The 16,519-nt window shown below is 71.2% G+C and carries 12 protein-coding genes and 4 tRNA genes; 4 read left to right on the top strand and 12 right to left on the bottom strand.

The window, feature by feature from the left end:
* Positions 1-455: 455 nt before the first annotated feature.
* Positions 456-1,448, top strand: a complete 993-nt coding sequence (locus CLV70_RS26220; RefSeq protein WP_106129248.1) for a helix-turn-helix domain-containing protein — start codon at positions 456-458, stop codon at positions 1,446-1,448.
* On the opposite strand, the gene CLV70_RS26215 is transcribed toward CLV70_RS26220, so the two are convergent.
* The 3 genes from CLV70_RS26215 to CLV70_RS26205 all read right to left on the bottom strand — a co-directional run bounded on the left by CLV70_RS26215 (position 1,433) and on the right by CLV70_RS26205 (position 7,865).
* On the bottom strand, positions 1,433-4,915 hold the full coding sequence (locus CLV70_RS26215) for a S8 family serine peptidase (protein WP_106129247.1): 3,483 nt from the start codon (positions 4,913-4,915) through the stop codon (positions 1,433-1,435). The genes CLV70_RS26220 and CLV70_RS26215 overlap by 16 nt on opposite strands.
* A gap of 110 nt (positions 4,916-5,025) precedes the next feature.
* Entirely contained in the window at positions 5,026-5,985 is a 960-nt protein-coding gene (gene ligD / locus CLV70_RS26210) for a non-homologous end-joining DNA ligase (RefSeq protein ID WP_106129246.1), read from the bottom strand.
* A gap of 47 nt (positions 5,986-6,032) precedes the next feature.
* Positions 6,033-7,865 (bottom strand): sensor domain-containing diguanylate cyclase, encoded by a 1,833-nt coding sequence (locus tag CLV70_RS26205; RefSeq protein ID WP_106129245.1) that lies wholly within the window; start codon positions 7,863-7,865, stop codon positions 6,033-6,035.
* A gap of 105 nt (positions 7,866-7,970) precedes the next feature.
* On the opposite strand from CLV70_RS26205, the gene CLV70_RS26200 reads away from it, so the two are divergent.
* Positions 7,971-9,071 carry a WD40/YVTN/BNR-like repeat-containing protein gene (locus tag CLV70_RS26200; protein WP_245908465.1) on the top strand — a complete coding sequence of 367 codons (1,101 nt, stop codon included), beginning with the start codon at positions 7,971-7,973 and terminating at the stop codon, positions 9,069-9,071.
* Between the two features lie 19 nt (positions 9,072-9,090).
* Here the strand turns inward: CLV70_RS26200 and CLV70_RS26195 are convergent, their stop codons facing one another.
* Both CLV70_RS26195 and CLV70_RS26190 read right to left on the bottom strand, forming a co-directional pair.
* Entirely contained in the window at positions 9,091-9,726 is a 636-nt protein-coding gene (locus CLV70_RS26195; protein ID WP_106129243.1) for a LuxR C-terminal-related transcriptional regulator, read from the bottom strand.
* On the bottom strand, positions 9,678-10,964 hold the full coding sequence (locus CLV70_RS26190; protein ID WP_106129242.1) for a sensor histidine kinase: 1,287 nt from the start codon (positions 10,962-10,964) through the stop codon (positions 9,678-9,680). Before CLV70_RS26190 ends, CLV70_RS26195 begins: the two co-directional genes overlap by 49 nt.
* Before the next feature lie 152 nt (positions 10,965-11,116).
* On the opposite strand from CLV70_RS26190, the gene CLV70_RS26185 reads away from it, so the two are divergent.
* Positions 11,117-12,133, top strand: a complete 1,017-nt coding sequence (locus CLV70_RS26185) for a fatty acid desaturase family protein (protein ID WP_106129241.1) — start codon at positions 11,117-11,119, stop codon at positions 12,131-12,133.
* A 174-nt stretch (positions 12,134-12,307) separates the two neighbouring features.
* Positions 12,308-13,102, top strand: a complete 795-nt coding sequence (locus tag CLV70_RS26180) for an SDR family NAD(P)-dependent oxidoreductase (protein WP_106129240.1) — start codon at positions 12,308-12,310, stop codon at positions 13,100-13,102.
* Between the two features lie 160 nt (positions 13,103-13,262).
* On the opposite strand, the gene CLV70_RS26175 is transcribed toward CLV70_RS26180, so the two are convergent.
* The 7 genes from CLV70_RS26175 to CLV70_RS26145 all read right to left on the bottom strand — a co-directional run bounded on the left by CLV70_RS26175 (position 13,263) and on the right by CLV70_RS26145 (position 16,404).
* Positions 13,263-13,337, bottom strand: a tRNA-Met gene (locus CLV70_RS26175).
* Positions 13,338-13,339: 2 nt separating this feature from the next.
* Positions 13,340-13,412 (bottom strand) — tRNA-Lys (locus CLV70_RS26170).
* A 3-nt stretch (positions 13,413-13,415) separates the two neighbouring features.
* Positions 13,416-13,489: transfer RNA gene (locus CLV70_RS26165), tRNA-Arg, on the bottom strand.
* A 145-nt stretch (positions 13,490-13,634) separates the two neighbouring features.
* Positions 13,635-13,711: transfer RNA gene (locus tag CLV70_RS26160), tRNA-Trp, on the bottom strand.
* A 202-nt stretch (positions 13,712-13,913) separates the two neighbouring features.
* Positions 13,914-14,867 carry an SMP-30/gluconolactonase/LRE family protein gene (locus CLV70_RS26155; protein ID WP_146164159.1) on the bottom strand — a complete coding sequence of 318 codons (954 nt, stop codon included), beginning with the start codon at positions 14,865-14,867 and terminating at the stop codon, positions 13,914-13,916.
* Complete coding sequence (locus CLV70_RS26150; protein ID WP_106129238.1) at positions 14,864-15,166, bottom strand: hypothetical protein; 303 nt, start codon at positions 15,164-15,166, stop codon at positions 14,864-14,866. Before CLV70_RS26150 ends, CLV70_RS26155 begins: the two co-directional genes overlap by 4 nt.
* Positions 15,167-15,213: 47 nt before the next feature.
* Entirely contained in the window at positions 15,214-16,404 is a 1,191-nt protein-coding gene (locus tag CLV70_RS26145; RefSeq protein ID WP_106129237.1) for an FAD-dependent oxidoreductase, read from the bottom strand.
* Between the last annotated feature and the right edge of the window lie 115 nt (positions 16,405-16,519).

The following is a 16,519-nucleotide window of genomic DNA, read 5'->3' as shown; positions in this document are numbered from 1 at the left end:
GGACCGGGCGACCAGGACCCAGGCGCGGGCGACACCCCGCGGGGACCGGGCGACCAGGACCCACCGGAAGACGGCGACCCGGGCCCGGGCGACACCCCGCGGGAACCAAGAGGCGACACGCCCCGGGAGCCAGCGGGCGACGCACCACGAGGACCGGGCGGCGAGGGTGACGCGTCGCGAGGGTGGGGGGACCAGGACCGCGGCGTGGCGGGGGTGTCACGGGGGCCGGAGGACATTGACACATGCTGGCACCGCCCCGGAGGTCCGGCCACCCGCACCGATTCGGACGGACCCCGGTAAAACCGTTGCTGACCTGGGCTTACCTGTCCTGGCCCGCAGCACCGGGTTACCCCGTTCGAGGTAACCCCTTGACCCGGGCCAGCAGCATTCGAACGCGGAGCGTGACGTATCGGTGACAGCCCATCGACCCTTGCGAATGTTCGTACAGTTGCCGCATGGACCTCGATCTCGGCGTGCTCACCGCGGCTGAGCAGCATGCCTATCGGATGCTGGTCCGCCTGGGCGGAGCCGGAGCGGACGACCTGGCCGCGCAGGACGGGCTGACCCCGGCGGAGGCCGCCGCGGCGCTGGAGTCGCTGCGGGTCAAGGGTCTGGTGAGTCCCGGGCCGGTCTTTCACGCCCTGCCGCCCGATGTCGCGCTGGGCGACGCCCTGCTGCGGCGGCAGCAGGCGCTGGAGAACGCCCGGCAGGTGGTGGCGGCGCTCAGCGAGGACTATCGCAGCCACACCCGGCGGCGCAGCTCGGAGCATCTGGTCGAGATCGTGGTCGGGGCGCGGGCGCTGCGGCAGCGGCTGCGGGCGATGCAGGACTCGGCGCGGGAGGAGATCCTCTGGTTCTGCCGGGCCAACCCGATCGCCATGCAGGGGCCGGAGAACGAGGAGGAGGGTTCGGCGCTGGCCCGCGGGGTCCGCTACCGCGCGATCTACGAGCGTGAACTGCTGGACAAGCCGGGCGAGCTGGCCAGCATCGTCGACTCGGTCGCGGCCGGCGAGGAGGCGCGCACGCTGCCGGCCCTTCCCGTACGGCTGGCGATCGCCGACCGCGAGCTGGCCATCTGCCCGCTGGTGCCGGACGAGTCGCGGGGGGTCGGCGAGCCGACGGCGGCGCTGATCCGGTCGAGCGAATTGCTCGACGCGCTGGTGGCGCTCTTCGAGAGCTACTGGGAGCGGGCGACGCCGGTCGGTGCGGTGGCCGCCCACGGCGACCTCCAGGAGTCCGAGGTGCTGCTGCTCTCGCTGGTGGTGTCGGGCATGCCGGACAAGTCGATCGCCACGCATCTGGGGGTCAGCAAGCGGACGGTGCAGCGGCGGCTGGACCGGCTGATGGATCTGGCCGGCGTGGACACCCGCACCGGCCTGGCGTTCCAGGCGGCCCGCCGGGGCTGGCTGTCAGCCCCGGCGGACCTCCACCGTCAGCCCCGGCCGTAGGCGCGGACGACCGTCTGGGTGAGCGAGTTGCCGGCCTTGTCGGTGGCCGTGATCCGCAGCGAGACGGGTCCCCGGCCGGGCGGCACCAGCACGGTCGAGCCGGTCACCACGGCCCGCTTCCAGGTGGCGCCGTCGTCCGCGGACAGCTCGGCCCGCAGCGACTTGAGCTTCGCCGAGAAGTCCAGCCGGACACCGTACGGGCGCACGTCGTAGTCCACTCCGAGCAGGGGCAGGTCACCCTCGCCGCCCGACTTGAACGTCCACTCCGATTCCGTACGGGTGCCGTACTCCCAGTCCTCTCCCCCGCGGCTGGCGTCGAGCCGCAGCCGGTAGGTGGCCGTACCCGCAACGGTCGTGACGTCCTGCCACCCGTCGGGCAGCTCGGCGATCTGCTTCCCGTCGCGCCACAGGGTCGCGGCGACGCTGTCGGCCTCGCCCATCGAGTAGTGCCCGTCGCTGTCCACGAACTCCGGGACCCGCAGGTGCAGCACGTCGCCGGTGCGCCTGGAGCCCACGTCGGCGGGGCGGACCACCGGCGCGACCCAGGACTCGGACCGGTGCCCGGCGCGGTAGCTCACCGGCTCGTCGGCGAAGCCGTACTTCAGCGGGCCCATCGAGTCCCACGGGTACGCGTGGTGCACCCGGTGCTGCCACACCGAATCCCCGGCGGAGACCCATTCCTCCCGCGCCGACGGGGTACGCACCGACCGCGACCTGTCGTTCCACGCGTACGTCTGCCAGGGCCGCCAGCCGAACCGCTGCTCCCGGACCCAGTCGAAGCCGCCGTTGTCGGCGTAGCGCGACGCGATGCGCATGCTGTTCGCGGCGGTGACGGTGTGGACGATCTTCTCCGGCACCCGGTCCTTCGACACCTGCACGACGTCGTACAGGTACGGGCTGGACGGGGTGAGCGTCAGGTCGATCGTGGCGGGCACCCGCTTCAGCAGCTTCTGCGCCGTGTCGTTGCCGACGGTGACCGCGATCGTCGGCATGCGCTGGCCGTCGGGGTGCCATGAGGTCCACGCCGACGTGGTGACCGGCTGCATCATCAGGGCCACCGCCGCGCCGGCCTTGGCCGCCGCGTCGATCTGGGTCTGCTCGTTCTCCTCGAGGCTGCCCTGGATCAGCACGGCCTTTCCGCGTACGTCCTTGGCACCCCACTTCACCAGGGGGAACCGGCGGGTGCCCTGGTAGTACGGCGAGCGGCTCATCAGGTGCAGGTCGAGGGGCCCGCGTACGCCCGGCACCGCGCCGGCGGCCAGCGGGGCGGCCAGCTGCCAGCGGGACGAGAACTCGAAGTCGCCCTTGGCCACCTTGCGGGTCGGCGCGACGTTCACCTTCTGCACGTACGAGAACTTCATGACGCCGTGGGAGATGCCCCGGCCGGTCCCGGTGACCCGGTGCGAGTAGAAGCTGAGCACCGTCTGCTGCTCGGCGGGGCGCGGCGTCTCGATCCGGATCGGCGTGCCCTTGCGGCCGTCGACCAGCACCGTGAGGTCCCGGTCGACCTTCAGCTCGGGAATGGTCACGTAGTTCGCCTGCCGGTTCTGCGGCTCGCCGTCCTCGAACTCGGCGTCCAGCATGTACGTGCCCTCCTGCACCTCGAACGTCTCGCCCTCCTCGGAGAGCGAACCGAGGACGTCGGAGCGGCCGTCGTCGCCGAAGAGGGTGAACGCGGGTACGAACGTCGGTGCGCCGCTGCGGTCCACGGCCTTCACGGTGACCCGGCGTACTGGGCCGTCCACGGTCCCGCCGACCGCGGTGGTCACCTGCACGCCGGTGGCGGTGGCGGTGAGCCAGCCGCTGATCCGGCCGGGGGCGAGCGTGGCGACGTCGAGGGTCACGGTGACGGCCGCCGTCCCGTGCGCGGGGACGGTGACGGTGTTCGCGCTGAGGCTGACCGCCGCGGGCTTCTTCAGCGTCAGGGTCACCGCGGTGTCGCCGTCGTTGGTGTAGGTGACCGTCCGGGTGTGCTTGGCCGGCTTCTCGCCGACGGCGTGCAGTCCGAAGTCGGCCACCGGGGTGCCGGTGACCTTCTGCGTGGTGGCGCGGGCCAGGTCCGCGCGGCCGGCGCCCTGGGCGTACACGGACAGGTCCGGGGCGGTCTTCGCCGTGCTGACCAGCGCTTCCTTGATCCGCTCGCCGTTCCAGCCGGGGTGCTGCTGGGCGATGATCGCGGCGGCTCCGGCGACGTGCGGCGCCGCCATCGAGGTGCCGGACGCGGCGGTGTAGAGGGCGTCGACCGGCTGGCCCATCGTGGTGCCGGTCGCGCGGGCGGCCACGATGTCCACGCCCGGGGCGGTGATCTCGGGCTTGAGGCCCTCGTCGCCGAGGCGCGGGCCGCGGCTGGAGAACTCGGCGATCCGGTCGGCGCGGTCCACGGCGCCGACGGCCAGGGCGTGCGGTGCCGCGCCCGGGGTGCCGATGCTGCTGTCCCGGCCCTCGTTGCCGGCCGAGGTCACGAAGAGCGTGCCCGACGACTCGCTCAGCTCCTCGACGGCCAGGCTCATCGGGTCGAGGCCGTCGGTGGCGTCGCTGCCCAGGCTCATGTTGACGATCCGCGCCCGCTGCTCGACGGCCCACTGCATGCCGGCGATGATCTGCGACTCGTAGCCATAGCCGTCGTCGCCGAGCACCTTCCCGACCAGCACGTCGGCGCCGTACGCGACGCCCTTGCGGCTGCCGCCGGAGCCCGCGCCGGTGCCGGCGACGGTGGACGCGACGTGCGTGCCGTGCCCGAACCGGTCCACGACGTCCGGGCTGGAGCTGAAGTTGGCGGTGCCGGCGATCTTGCCGGCGAGGTCGGGGTGGGTGGCGTCGACGCCGGTGTCGAGCACGGCCACCCGCACCCCGCGCCCGTCGAGGCCCAGCTGCCAGGCCTGCGGCGCCCCGATCTGGGCGGTGCTGCGGTCCAGCGCGGCCCGGACCCGGCCGTCGAGCCAGATCTTCAGGGCGTTCGCCGTACGGGCGTTGCTCTGCCCCTGCCAGAACGCGGCGAGGGTGTCCTTCGCGGGCCGCACCGCGGTGGCGCCGATGCTGCTCAGCGACGCCGCGGCCCGCATCCCGGCACCGCCGCCCTGGACGATCAGCGGCAGGGTGGCCGACCGGGCGTCGCCGTAGCCGTCGGCGATCAGGCGCTCGACGTCGAACAGGTCGGCGTCGACGCGGCCGGCCCGGACCAGCGGGATCGCGTCGGCGGGCAGGACCCGCAGGCCGCCGTCGACCTCGAAGGTGTGGAACGTGACGGCCTCGCGGCCGGGTGCCGGGGTGACCGTGGCGGCGTACCGGCCGCCGGCGGCCCGGGAGAGCTGGACGGTGTCGCCGGTGACGAGAGTGATCGTCTCGGCGCCGGCGGCGGCCGGGCGGGCGGTGCCCGGGGCCGGGGGTACGGCGGGGGGTGCGGCTGCCGCGGGGCCGGGTATCGCCGCGGCCCCGATGAGGATGCCGGCGAGCAGACGACTCAGCATGGGGACTCCTTCGCGCGTTTTTCGCTGCACGCATCATGGAGTCCGGAAATTCACCGCCGTGTTACGCGGGCCTGCCGCACAGCGGACATGGCGCGATGTGGACACGCAGGTCAGTCGACCTCCGCCGGCCCCTCGAGGCCGGCCTTCTCGTCACGTTCCGCCCACTGGAGCAGCGGGCGGAGGTCGTACGCGGTGTCGTCGATGGTGGCGTGCAGGTCGCCGAGCTCCGCGTACCGGGCCGGGACGGTCAGCAGCGTGAAGTCGTCCGGTTCCACGTCGTCGACCTCGTCCCAGCGGATCGGGGTGGACACCGTGCCGCGCTGGTTGCCGCGCACCGAGTACGCGCTCGCGATCGTGTGGTCGCGGGCGTTCTGGTTGTAGTCGACGAACAGCTTCGCGGGGTCCCGGTCCTTGCGCCACCAGGTCGTCGTGACGTCGTCCGGGGCGCGGCGTTCCACCTCGCGGGCGAAGGCGAGTGCGGCCCGGCGTACGTCACCGAAGCCGTGCTCGGGCCTGATCCGTACGTAGACGTGCAGGCCACGGCCGCCGGAGGTCTTCGGGTAGCCGGTGATGCCGAGCTCGTCGAGGACCTCGCGGGTGACGTGCGCGACCCGGCGTACGGTCGCGAAGTCGCAGTCGGGCATCGGGTCCAGGTCGATGCGCCACTCGTCCGGCTTCTCGGTGTCGGCGCGCCGCGAATTCCAGGGATGGAACTCGACCGTCGACATCTGCACGGCCCACACGACCTCGCCGAGCTGGGTCACGCACAGCTCGTCGGCGTGCCGGTCGTAGCGCGGGAAGGTGACCCGGACGGTCTGCAGCCACGGCGGCGCGCCGTGCGGCACCCGCTTCTGATGCACCTTCTCGCCGGCCAGGCCCTCCGGGAAGCGGTGCAGCATGCACGGGCGTTCCCGCAGCGCCCGGACGATGCCGTCGCCGACGCCCAGGTAGTAGTGGACGAGGTCGAGCTTGGTGAGGCCGAGCTCCGGGAAGTACACCCGGTCGGGGTTCGAGACCCGTACCGTGTGCTCCCCCGCCTCGACCTCCACCGCGGGCGCCTTCGTGGCCATGGCTCACAACGTAGCCGCTCACGAGCCGTCCCGCCGGTGTCCGCGGTTCAGTCCTCCGCGCGGTGGCGCCCGGCGCGGGCCAGCTCACGCTGGTGCGGGATCGCCGCGTTGCGGCCGCCGCCGAGGTGCTTGATGGCGTACATGGCGTGGTCCGCCGCCCGCAGCGCCTGGTCGGGGTCGTCGGTCGCGCTCGCCACGTGCACGCCGATGCTCGCCCCGATGGTCACTTCGTTGCCCAGAACGTGGAACGGGCGCTCGATGGCCAGGCGCACCCGGGTGCTCATCGCGTCGGCGTCCGCACGGTTGGTGACGCCCGGCATCAGCACCACGAACTCGTCACCGCCGACCCGGGACAGGACATCCTGCTCCCGTACGCAGGAACTCAGCCGGTCCGCCACCTGGCGCAGCAGCTCGTCGCCGGTCTCGTGACCGTGGGCGTCGTTGACGGGCTTGAAGCCGTCGAGGTCGACGAAGAGCACCGCCACCGGCTCCTGCCGCAGCGAGGAGTCCAGGGCGTCCTGCATCCGGCGGCGGTTGGGCAGCCCGGTCAGCGCGTCGTGCTGCGCCTCGTACGCGAGCCGCTCCTGGAACGCGCGGGTCTCGGAGATGTCGCGGGCGTTGATGACGATGCCGGTCAGCGCCGGATTGTGCATCTGGTTCGAGGCGGTGAACTCGAACCAGGTGGCGGTGCCCGACGAGTTCAGGATCCGGGTCTGCAGCCGCACCACGCTGCCGCGCTCGGCCAGCAACCGGCCGAACGCCTCCATCATCCGCGGCCGGTCCTCCGGATGGACCAGGTCGAACACGCTGTTGCCGCGCAGCGACCCCGGCGGGAAGTGCAGCACCGAGGCGGCGCTGGGGCTCGAGTACGCGACCCGCCCGTCGGCGTCGAGCACGGCCACCATGTCCGGCGCGTGCTGGAACAGCGCCTGGAACCGCTCGTCGGCCCGCCGGCGCTGCACCTGCGTGCGGTACCCGAGGATGGAGATGCCCACGGCGCCGATCAGCAGCATGGCGAGCAGGGTCAGGTTGATCGTCTGGCTGCGGCGGTGCACCGCGCCGTCGAACGAGGCGGTCGTCTGGGTCCGGACGTACGTCCACCCGCCCGGCAGCACGTCGCCGGTGACCAGAATCGCCGTCATGCCCGTACCGTCGGCGTCGTACGCGGAGAAGGTCGACCCGGACGGGTTCGCCCGCGCCGCCGCCATGATCTCCTGGTCGACCTTGGTGCCGATCAGCTCGGGATCGCTGGAGAACCCGATCGTGCCGACGCTGTCGAAGACCATGGTCAGGTGCGCATCCGACTGCAACTTCGCCGTGTACGCCTGCAAATTCGTGTCGGCGAGCTTGTTGAACCCGATCAGCAGCGCCACGGAGGCGCCGGCGACCTGCACGGGCACCGCGACCGCCTCGATCGCGACCGGCTTGCCGTCGGTGCCGTAGACCGTCATGACCGACGAGAACCCGGGCTTGCCGGCGAGCAGCAGCCCGCGCAACACCTGGAAACCGGGGTCGTCGAGCGAGGGCAGCGGGTTGCCGCGGGTGGTGTTGAGCACGGTGCCGTCGAGGCTGGTCAGCGCCGCCCCGTACGGGAACAGCTTGGACCTGGCCACGAACTCCTCGAGCACCTTGCGGTCGCTGGCCTGCCCCGGCGCGAGGATGAACGGGCGCCGCGCGGCCATGTCGCTGAGCTCCTTGGCGGAGAGCAGCTGCATCTGCCCGGCGAGGGTGGCGTTGTTGACGGCGAGCGCCCGGGAGTCGGTACGGTGCACCGTGTCGGCGGCACGAAGCGCCGAACGGTTGACCAATATGCCGACGATCCCCACAGCGACCAGCAGCAGCACGCTGGCAACCACGGCGATCCAGTTGCGCAGCCGCATCGAATCCCTCCTCAGGAGGAAACATCGGACCGACCGCGGCCGATCTGAAGAATTCCGCGCCCCGTTCGTCCGCTCCGGCCGCCAACGGGAGTAGGTTTCGCAACCATGATTCGAAAGCTCTCGATGGCCGCGCTCGGCCTGGTCACCCTCGCCGCCACGAGCGGCTTCAGCTCCGGCGGACCCGCGCCGTCGTGGGAACTCTCCGGCACGGGCGTGACGGCCCGCTTCCGCGGCCTCGCCCCGGTCAGCGACAAGGTCGCCTGGGTGGCCGGTTCCGGCGGCACCATCCTGCGTACGGTGGACGGCGCGCGCTCCTGGCAGCGGATCGACCCCCCGGGTACGGCCGAACTCCAGTTCCGCGACATCGAGGCCTTCGACGCCCGCCACGCCGTGGCCCTGACCATCGGCGAGGGCGACCAGTCCCGCCTGTACGCGACCGGCGACGGCGGCGCCACCTGGACGGAAACCTTCCGCAACGCCGACCCGGCGGCCTTCTACGACTGCGTCACCTTCCTGGACCGCCGCCACGGCCTGGCCCTCTCCGACCCGGTGGCGGGGAAATTCCGCATCCTCGCCACCTCCGACGGCGGCCGCACCTGGCACGTCCAGCCGACCACGGGAATGCCGGACGCCCTGCCCGGCGAATTCGCCTTCGCCGCGAGCGGCACCTGCCTCGTCTCGGCCGGCCCGCTCTCGGCCGGCTCGGTCTCGGCCGGCTCGGTCTCGGCCGGCTCGGTCTCGGCCGGCCACCACGCCTGGTTCGCCACCGGCGGCGCCGACCGGGCCCGCATCTTCGCCACAGCGGACGGCGGACGCACCTGGCACGCGACGGACACCGGCATCCCGAGCGGCCCGAGCGCGGGCATCTACAGCCTGGCCTTCCGCGACCCCCGGCACGGCCTGGCGGTCGGCGGCGACTACGCAACCCCCGAAACGGCCCCCGACGCGGCCGCCACCACCCACGACGGCGGCCACACCTGGACCCCATCCCGATCCGAGCCGGGCGAATACCGCTCGGGAGCAACCTGGCTGAGCACCACCTCGGCGCTGGCAGTGGGCCCGACCGGCAGCGACATCAGCCTCGACGGCGGCCGCAGCTGGAAGGAGTTCGACAGCGGCAGCTTCGACGCGGTGCGCTGCGTACGGGGGGCATGCTGGGCCTCGGGCGAGCAGGGCCGGGTGGCGAAGCTCACCTGGCAACGCTGAGCCTGCGGGCGGGGGCCGCTCAGCCGCCGAGGTAGGCGAGCACCGCCAGCACGCGGCGGTTGTCGTCGTCCGACGGTGGCAGGCCCAGCTTGGTGAAGATGTTGTTGATGTGCTTGCTGATCGCCTTCTCCGTGACGAACAGCTTGGCCGCGATCGCCGCGTTCGACCGTCCCTCGGCCATCTGCCCGAGCACCTCACGTTCCCGGGCCGTGAGCACGGCGAGTGGCTCCCGCCGGGCGAGCAGTTGTGACACCACCTCCGGATCCATGGCGGTTCCCCCGGCAGCCACCCGGCGAACCGCGCCCACGAACTGCGCCACATCAGAGATGCGGTCCTTGAGCAGGTAGCCCACGCCCCCGCTGCGGTCGGTGAGCAGCTCCCGCGCGTACAGCGGCTCGACGTGCTGGGAAAGCACCAGAACGGGAAGCCCGGGCACCTCGGTGCGGGCGGCAATCGCCGCCTGTAGTCCCTCGTCCGTGAAGGTCGGCGGCAGCCGGACGTCCACGACCGCCACGTCCGGGCGATGCCGCACCAGCGCCGGCAGCAGCGCGGGGCCGTTGTCGACCGCCTCGACCACCTGGAAGTCGAAGGCCTCCAGGATGCGGGTCAGCCCGTCCCGGAGGAGGGCGAGATCCTCGGCGATGACAACACGCACGGCAACTCCATCGTGACGGCAGTCGGCCCGCCCGGCGGGGACGACAGCGTCATGGTCCCATCGAAGGCAGCGAGGCGGCGCGCGATGCCCCGCAGACCCGTTCCCTCCTTCGGGTTTGCGCCGCCCTTGCCGTCATCGAGCACCACCATCGTCATCCGCCCGTCCTCGTACCGGATGGATACCGCGGCCGTCCGCGCACCGCTGTGCCGGACCACGTTCGTCATCGCCTCGGCCATCACGAAGTAGGCCGCCGACTCGACCGGCGTCTCCGCGCGGCCCGGCAGATCGACGTCGACGCTGATCGGCAACGGCAGCTGAAGGGCGAGGGCCCGCACCGCGCCGTCGAGGCCACGCTCGGCAAGCACCGGCGGGTGAATCCCCTGCACGAGGTGACGAAGCTCGACCAGGGCGGCGCCGCTGGCCTCCCGCGCCTCGGCGAGCAACTTGCGGGCGTGCGCGAGGTCGCGGTCGAGCATCTCCTCGGCCAGCCCGATCGTCATGCCCAGCGACACCAGCCGCGCCTGGGCGCCGTCGTGCAGGTCCCGCTCGATCCGGCGCAGCTCGGCGGCCTGCGCGTCGACCGTGTCCGCGCGGCTGACCGTCAGGTGTGCCACCCGTAGCCGCAGCTCAGCGGCCTTGGTGGGGGCCAGGAACACCTTGGCGAACCGCGCGTCGACCCAGCGCAGCCAAGGGGCGGCCGCGATGCCGACGGCCAGGATCAACACACCCTGCGGCAGGGACAGCAGCCCCTCGCTGAACGAGTTGATCGGCCAGAAGAGCCCGTAGCCGTACCAGTCGGTGCCGAGGTAGAGCCAGAGTGGAAGCAGCGTGATGCCCTCGATCCCATAGAGCGGTCCGGCCAGGGAGATGATGCCGAGAGCGATGCTAACGATCGCGCCGGGCACGAGCCAGGCGACGTCGCGCCAGGTAGCGGGATCGGTGAGAATCCACTGGTAGCGCCGCCAGCCGCCGGCCGCGGCCCGGGTCGGGCCGGGTGCATACGGGCGGGCGATGACGACCCCGACCCGGCCGGCGAGCTTGCGCTCGAGGTCGGCGCGGGCCCGCAGCACCAGGGTCATGAACGGCAGTGCGATCAGTCCGAGACCGGCGACCGGGCTGAGTGCCAGCGCGACCAGCCAGAGCACCAGGAGCGGGAAGTTGGTCAGCGACAGGCCGATGGCGATGAAACCACCCGCCACGGCCTCCAGGCCGCCTCGCATCCAGGTCCGCATCTCCATGGACCCATTGTGTCGACGGCCCGGCCGGACGGCGATGGTGCTGCCACCCCTTCATTTGTGGGGCACGCTCCCGCGGATGGTGGGGTTAACCCCACCATCGTCCGGGTGCTTTCACTCCTGACACCACGCCCCGCATCCGGGACCCTTGTCGGATGACGACGATGGAACGGCCCAGAGCCACGGCCGGCAGCGACTTCGCCGAACTCGGACGCCGCATCACCGAGGCCAAGCTGCTCGACCGCACACCCGGCTACTACGCCTTCCGCCTCAGCGCCGTCGGCCTGCTGCTGGTCGGCACCTGGACCGCGTTCTTCCTGGTCGGCTCGTCCTGGTGGACGCTCGCCGTGGCGGTCGTCCTCGCCGTGGCCTTCGCCCAGCTCGCGCTCGTCGCCCACGACCTGGCCCACCGGCAGGTGTTCCGCACCAACAAGCCGAGCGCGCGCGCCGGGCTGATCGCCGGGAACATCGGCATCGGCATGAGCTACGCCTACTGGATGGACAAGCACACCAAGCACCACGCCAACCCCAACCACGACGACCTCGACCCGGACGTCGCGCCGGCGGCCCTGGTGTGGTCGGTGGAGGACGCGGCCGTCCGCAAGGGCCGGATCAACCGCTGGCTGACCCGCAACCAGGCGTGGCTGTTCTTCCCGCTGCTCACTCTGCTCGGCCTGAGCCTCCGCAAGGACAGCATCGACGCGCTCCGCAACGGCACCGTCAAGCGCCGCGGGCTGGAGGGCACGCTGCTCGCCGTGCACATCGTCGGCTATCTGGCCGCCCTGCTGATCGTGCTGAGCCCGCTGCAGGCGCTCGCCTTCTTCGTGGTGCACCAGGCGCTGTTCGGCGTCTACCTCGGCATGACTTTCGCCCCCAACCACAAGGGCATGCCGCACCCCACCGGCGACGAGGACTTCCTCCGCAAGCAGGTCCTGACCTCGCGCAACGTCCGCGGCGGCATCCTGACGGACATCGCGCTCGGCGGCCTCAACTACCAGATCGAGCACCACCTGTTCCCGGGCATGCCGACCCCGAACCTCCGCAAGGCCCAGCCGATCGTGGAGGCCTACTGCAAGGAGATCGGCGTCTCCTACGAGATGACAGGTCTCATCGAGTCCTACCGCATGGCCCTGCGCCACCTCCGCGACGTAGGCGCTCCCCTCCGCTCCTGACCGCTCCCCGGCCGGCCGCGCCGCGGAACGACACCGCGGTCGCGGCCTTCTTCCCCGCCCCCACCCCTTCGCCGCGCCACGATTTCCGTGGCCGTCGAGTCGGGCCTTCTGCCTCGCGCTGTGCGACCGTGCCTTGAGCGCACCGGATGCGCCGCGGATCGAACAGGAGGCCCGATGGATCTTCAGCTCACGGACAAGGTCGCGGTAATCACCGGCGGCAGCGTCGGCATCGGTCTGGCCATCGCTCGCGGCCTGGCCGCCGAGGGCGTCCACCTGGCGTTGTGCGCCCGCGACGGGAAACGGCTGCGGGCCGTCGCGGACACGATCAAGACCGATTTCCCCGTACGCGTAATCGCCGTGCCCGCCGACATCGCCACCCCCGGCGGCGTCGCGCTGCTCGCCGGGGCGGTCGACGCCGAGTTCGGTGGCGCCGACATCCTGATCAACAATGCGGGCACGGGCAGCGAGGAGACGATCCTCGAGGCACCGGACGAGCGCTGGCAGGCGTACTGGGAACTGCACGTGATGGCGGCGGTCCGCCTCGCCCGCGCCCTGGCTCCGGGGATGAAGGCCCGCGGCGGCGGGGTGATCTTGCACAACGCGTCGATCTGCGCGACGCAGCCGCTGGGCTACGAGCCGATCTACAACGTCACCAAGGCGGCGCTGGTGATGTTCTCGAAGTGCCTGGCCAACGAGCTGATCGGCGACGGCATCCGGGTCAACGCGGTCAACCCGGGCCTGGTCATGACTCCGGACTGGCAGAAGACGGCGAAGCAGCTGACCGCCGGCACGGACACGTCCTGGGAGGCGTACCTGCAGAAGGTGGCCGACGACAACGCGCCGATCGGCCGATTCGCCGAGCCGGAGGAGATCGCCGACCTGTTCGTGTTCCTGTGCTCGCCACGCGCGAGTTACGCGGTCGGCTCGACGTACTACATCGACGGCGGCTGGCTGCGCACGACGACCTGACGCCGCCCGCGGGTCGTCGTCGAGGCTGCGGAACCTGAACAGCGGGCGGAACTGGGTCGCAGGCCCCGGTGTCGAACCGGGCAGCCCGCCCTTATGAGGGGCGGGTGAGCAGCCAACGCTCCGCCTGCGGTGGCCGCGGCAACCATTCCGCGGCCGTTCGTGGCAGGGGTGGGATTTGAACCCACGGCCTCGGGCTCATGAAACCCGCGAGCACTCCGAACTGCTCCACCCTGCGAGTGCGCCGCCGGGGACTCGAACCCCGAACATACTGATTAAGAATCAGCTGCTCTACCGTTTGAGCTAGCGGCGCCCGCACCCCCAGCAGGACTCGAACCTGCGGCCTCGACGTTCGTAGCGTCGCGCGCTTTCCAGCTGCGCCATGGGGGCAATTGTTGTTCCCGGGGGGCGGTGGGCCTTCGCGTTGGCGGGGTAGCGCAAGTGTTCCCTGCCAGCGAGCCCGGCGGTCGTCGTACCCGCCGCAGCCGGCCCGCGCCGGCCACCGCCCCTCGAGCGTCGGAAAAGTCATGGTGAATGGCACGGGCGGCAGGAATCGAACCCGCAACATACGGTGTTGGAAACCGTTGCTCTACCGGATTGAGCTACACCCGTAGGCAAAGAAAAGCCGCCGTCGGCGAACCCGGGGCGGCGGCGGAACGCGGTGATCAGCCGCGTCGCCAACCCGGCCGGGGGCGCTTCATCCACAGTTCCCGCATGCGCTTCGCGGTGCTGCCGATCATCTCAACCCCCTTGAATCCGTGTGCCGTGCGAACGCGACATACGTTAGCCCCTCCGCCCCGGGCCGCCAACACATTTAAAATTCCCGGGTACGCCCTGTGGAGATTCGCCACACTCTGGCGTCGTGGGGCTCCTCGAGCCCGGCCTGAGTGATGTAAAGGGAGGATCCCCGGATCTCCGCCGCGGTGGGCCAGTTGAGGCCGTCGTCCCGGCTGAGGATCGTGATTCTGCGTCCGCCCGGCCGGATGACCTGCACCTCGGCACTTCTGTTCGCCGCGACGATCGCCACGTCCGAGTGGTCGCCGGCGAAGGTGAAGTCATCGATGCCGACGACGCCCGAGGCGACGACCGCCATCCGTCCCGGCCTGCCCGCCCGGGTGATGGACACCTTCAACAGCGCGCCCTGGGCGGTGCTCGAGATCCACAGCGCACCGCGGTGATATCGCACCCCGTTCGCGCCGAATCGATCCGATTCCGTCGGCGCCAGGATCGGGTTCTCGAACCATTTCTCCGAGGTGCCCAGCCGGATGTCCACGGTCCAGATCACCCCGGCGACGCTGTCGGCGATGTACAGCGACCGGCCGTCCGGGTGCAGGGCGAGCCCGTTCAGGAATGAGGCGCCGGGCACCGCCGCCACCCGCACGGGCCGTCCGTCCGGTGGAAGCTTCCAGACGCCCGCGCGCGAGGCGACGGGGGAGTTGAGGTTGTAGTAGATGACCCCGTCGTCGGCGCGTACGTTCCCGGTCAGCATCTCGCCGTTCTCACCCTTGAAGAGGGTGGTGACCGCACCCGATCGATGCAGGCGGACGAGCGACGGCGGCTGCTGAGCGACCTTGCCCAGCATGGAGATGTTCATGGAGCCGTCCGGGTTGAAGGACAGGTCCTCGGGGTTCTCCCCGGCGCTGAAGTCGAAGGCCTTGCCGGTGATGGAATGGCGATCGGCGGAGGGAGCGAGGTCGGATCCGGCCGCCGCGGAAGGGCCGACAAGTTGCGCCACCACGGCAGAGAGGATCAGAAGGGTCGTCCTCATGACGACTCCACGGGCGAGGACGAGCGGGTGGCCGTGAACGGCACCGTCATGAACAGAGCACGGGCCTCGCCCGTCATCGCCTCTCCGTCCACCTGGGCGGCGCACTTGATTCTCGTCCGGATCGGCGACGTGATGGAGGCGGTGAAGGTCACCCGGGCGCCCTGCAACCGGCCCTCGCTGAGGGGCCTGCCGTCGAAGGTGCCGTTCAGCGCTTCTCCCGCCGATTGCAGGAACAGTTCGACGGTTTCCTCGCCGCCGCCGGTGACCAGGGTGAGGTGCCATTTTCCATCGATGCTCATCGTCTCTCTTCTCTCCTGGGGGTGACTCGGATGTCGCACGCGGGAAGCTATCGGGCGATGGATTCGGACTCGTCCCGGCCGTTGATCTCGTCCTTGAGCACCCGCATCTTGTCGCCGCCTTCGTGGCTGTCGTCCCGCTCGAGCAGGAAGCCGGCCACGCCGTCCAGGGCGGTGCTCCACTCCGCGGAGCGCGGCAGCATGGTTCGTTCGTACGCGCGCACGGCCTCGCCCACCGTGTCGGCACGCGTCAGGGCCAGAGCCAGCTCGTACGCGTCGAGCATGGCCAGGTTGACGCCGACGCCCACCGGCGGCATGAGGTGTGCGGCGTCGCCGAGCAGGGTCACGCTCGGCGAGTGCGCCCAGGTGTGCGGTGCGGGCAACACGAACAGGGGACGGTCGACGTACGGGCCGTCGTTGTCGGCGATCATGCCGAGCACCCGGGGCGACCAGCCGGCGAACCGTTCGAGCAGGTACGCCCGCAGGCCGGCGGTGTCGTCGACGCTCAGCCCTGCCTCCGAGATCCAGTGCAGCGGGGCGCGCTGGACGATGTAGACCCGGAGGTGATCGCCGCTGTTGCGCTGGGCGGCCAGCGCGCGTTCGCCGTCCGTCCCGGTCGCGAGTCCGTGGCCGATCAGGTCGGCGATGCCGGGATGACGCGCCTGGACGTCGTCGAACCGGGCCTCCAGGAAGGTCACCCCGGTGTAGCGCGGAACCGCGGAGGAGACCGCCGGCCGCACCCGGGAGAACGCTCCGTCCGCGCCGATGACCAGGTCGCTCTCGGTCGTGGTGCCGTCGGAGAAGCGCAACTGCCGAGGCCCGCCGGTGGGGCCGTCGACCGATTCCAGCGCGCGGCCCCACCGGACAGTGCCCGGCTCGAGGGAGCCGAGGAGCAGGTCACGCAGCATGCCGCGGTCGATCTCCGGCTTGTACCGGTCGTCGGGTTCCGGCAGCTGGCGGAACACGATGTTGCCGTCGGTATCGAAGCGCCGCATCTCCTGCCCCTCGGGGCGGGCGAGAGCGAAGAACTCGTCGAGCAGGCCGGCCTCGCGCAATGCCAATTGGCCGTCGTCGGCGTGCAGGTCGAGACTGCCGCCCTGGTTGCGGGCATGCACGTCGGTGTCGCGGTCGTAGACGGTGACCGGGATTCCGTGACGCTGCAGGATCCGGGCGCACGTCAGGCCGCCGGGACCGGCACCGATGATGCTGATCCTGGCCTCGGCCGGTTTCGAAGACTCCATCGCTTCTTCCTCTCGTGTCGGGGTGATCGGAGGACGCCCCGATCACCTGCCCCGTCACGATAGGCGGAACGAGTCTAAAAATGCAATGGTTCCAACTTTCGTTGTGATCCAAGTT

The organism is Pseudosporangium ferrugineum, assembly GCF_003002065.1.
GTDB lineage: Bacteria > Actinomycetota > Actinomycetes > Mycobacteriales > Micromonosporaceae > Actinoplanes > Actinoplanes ferrugineus_A.
Note: the sequence above shows the minus strand (reverse complement) of the source record. Positions and strands in the feature narration are given on the sequence as shown.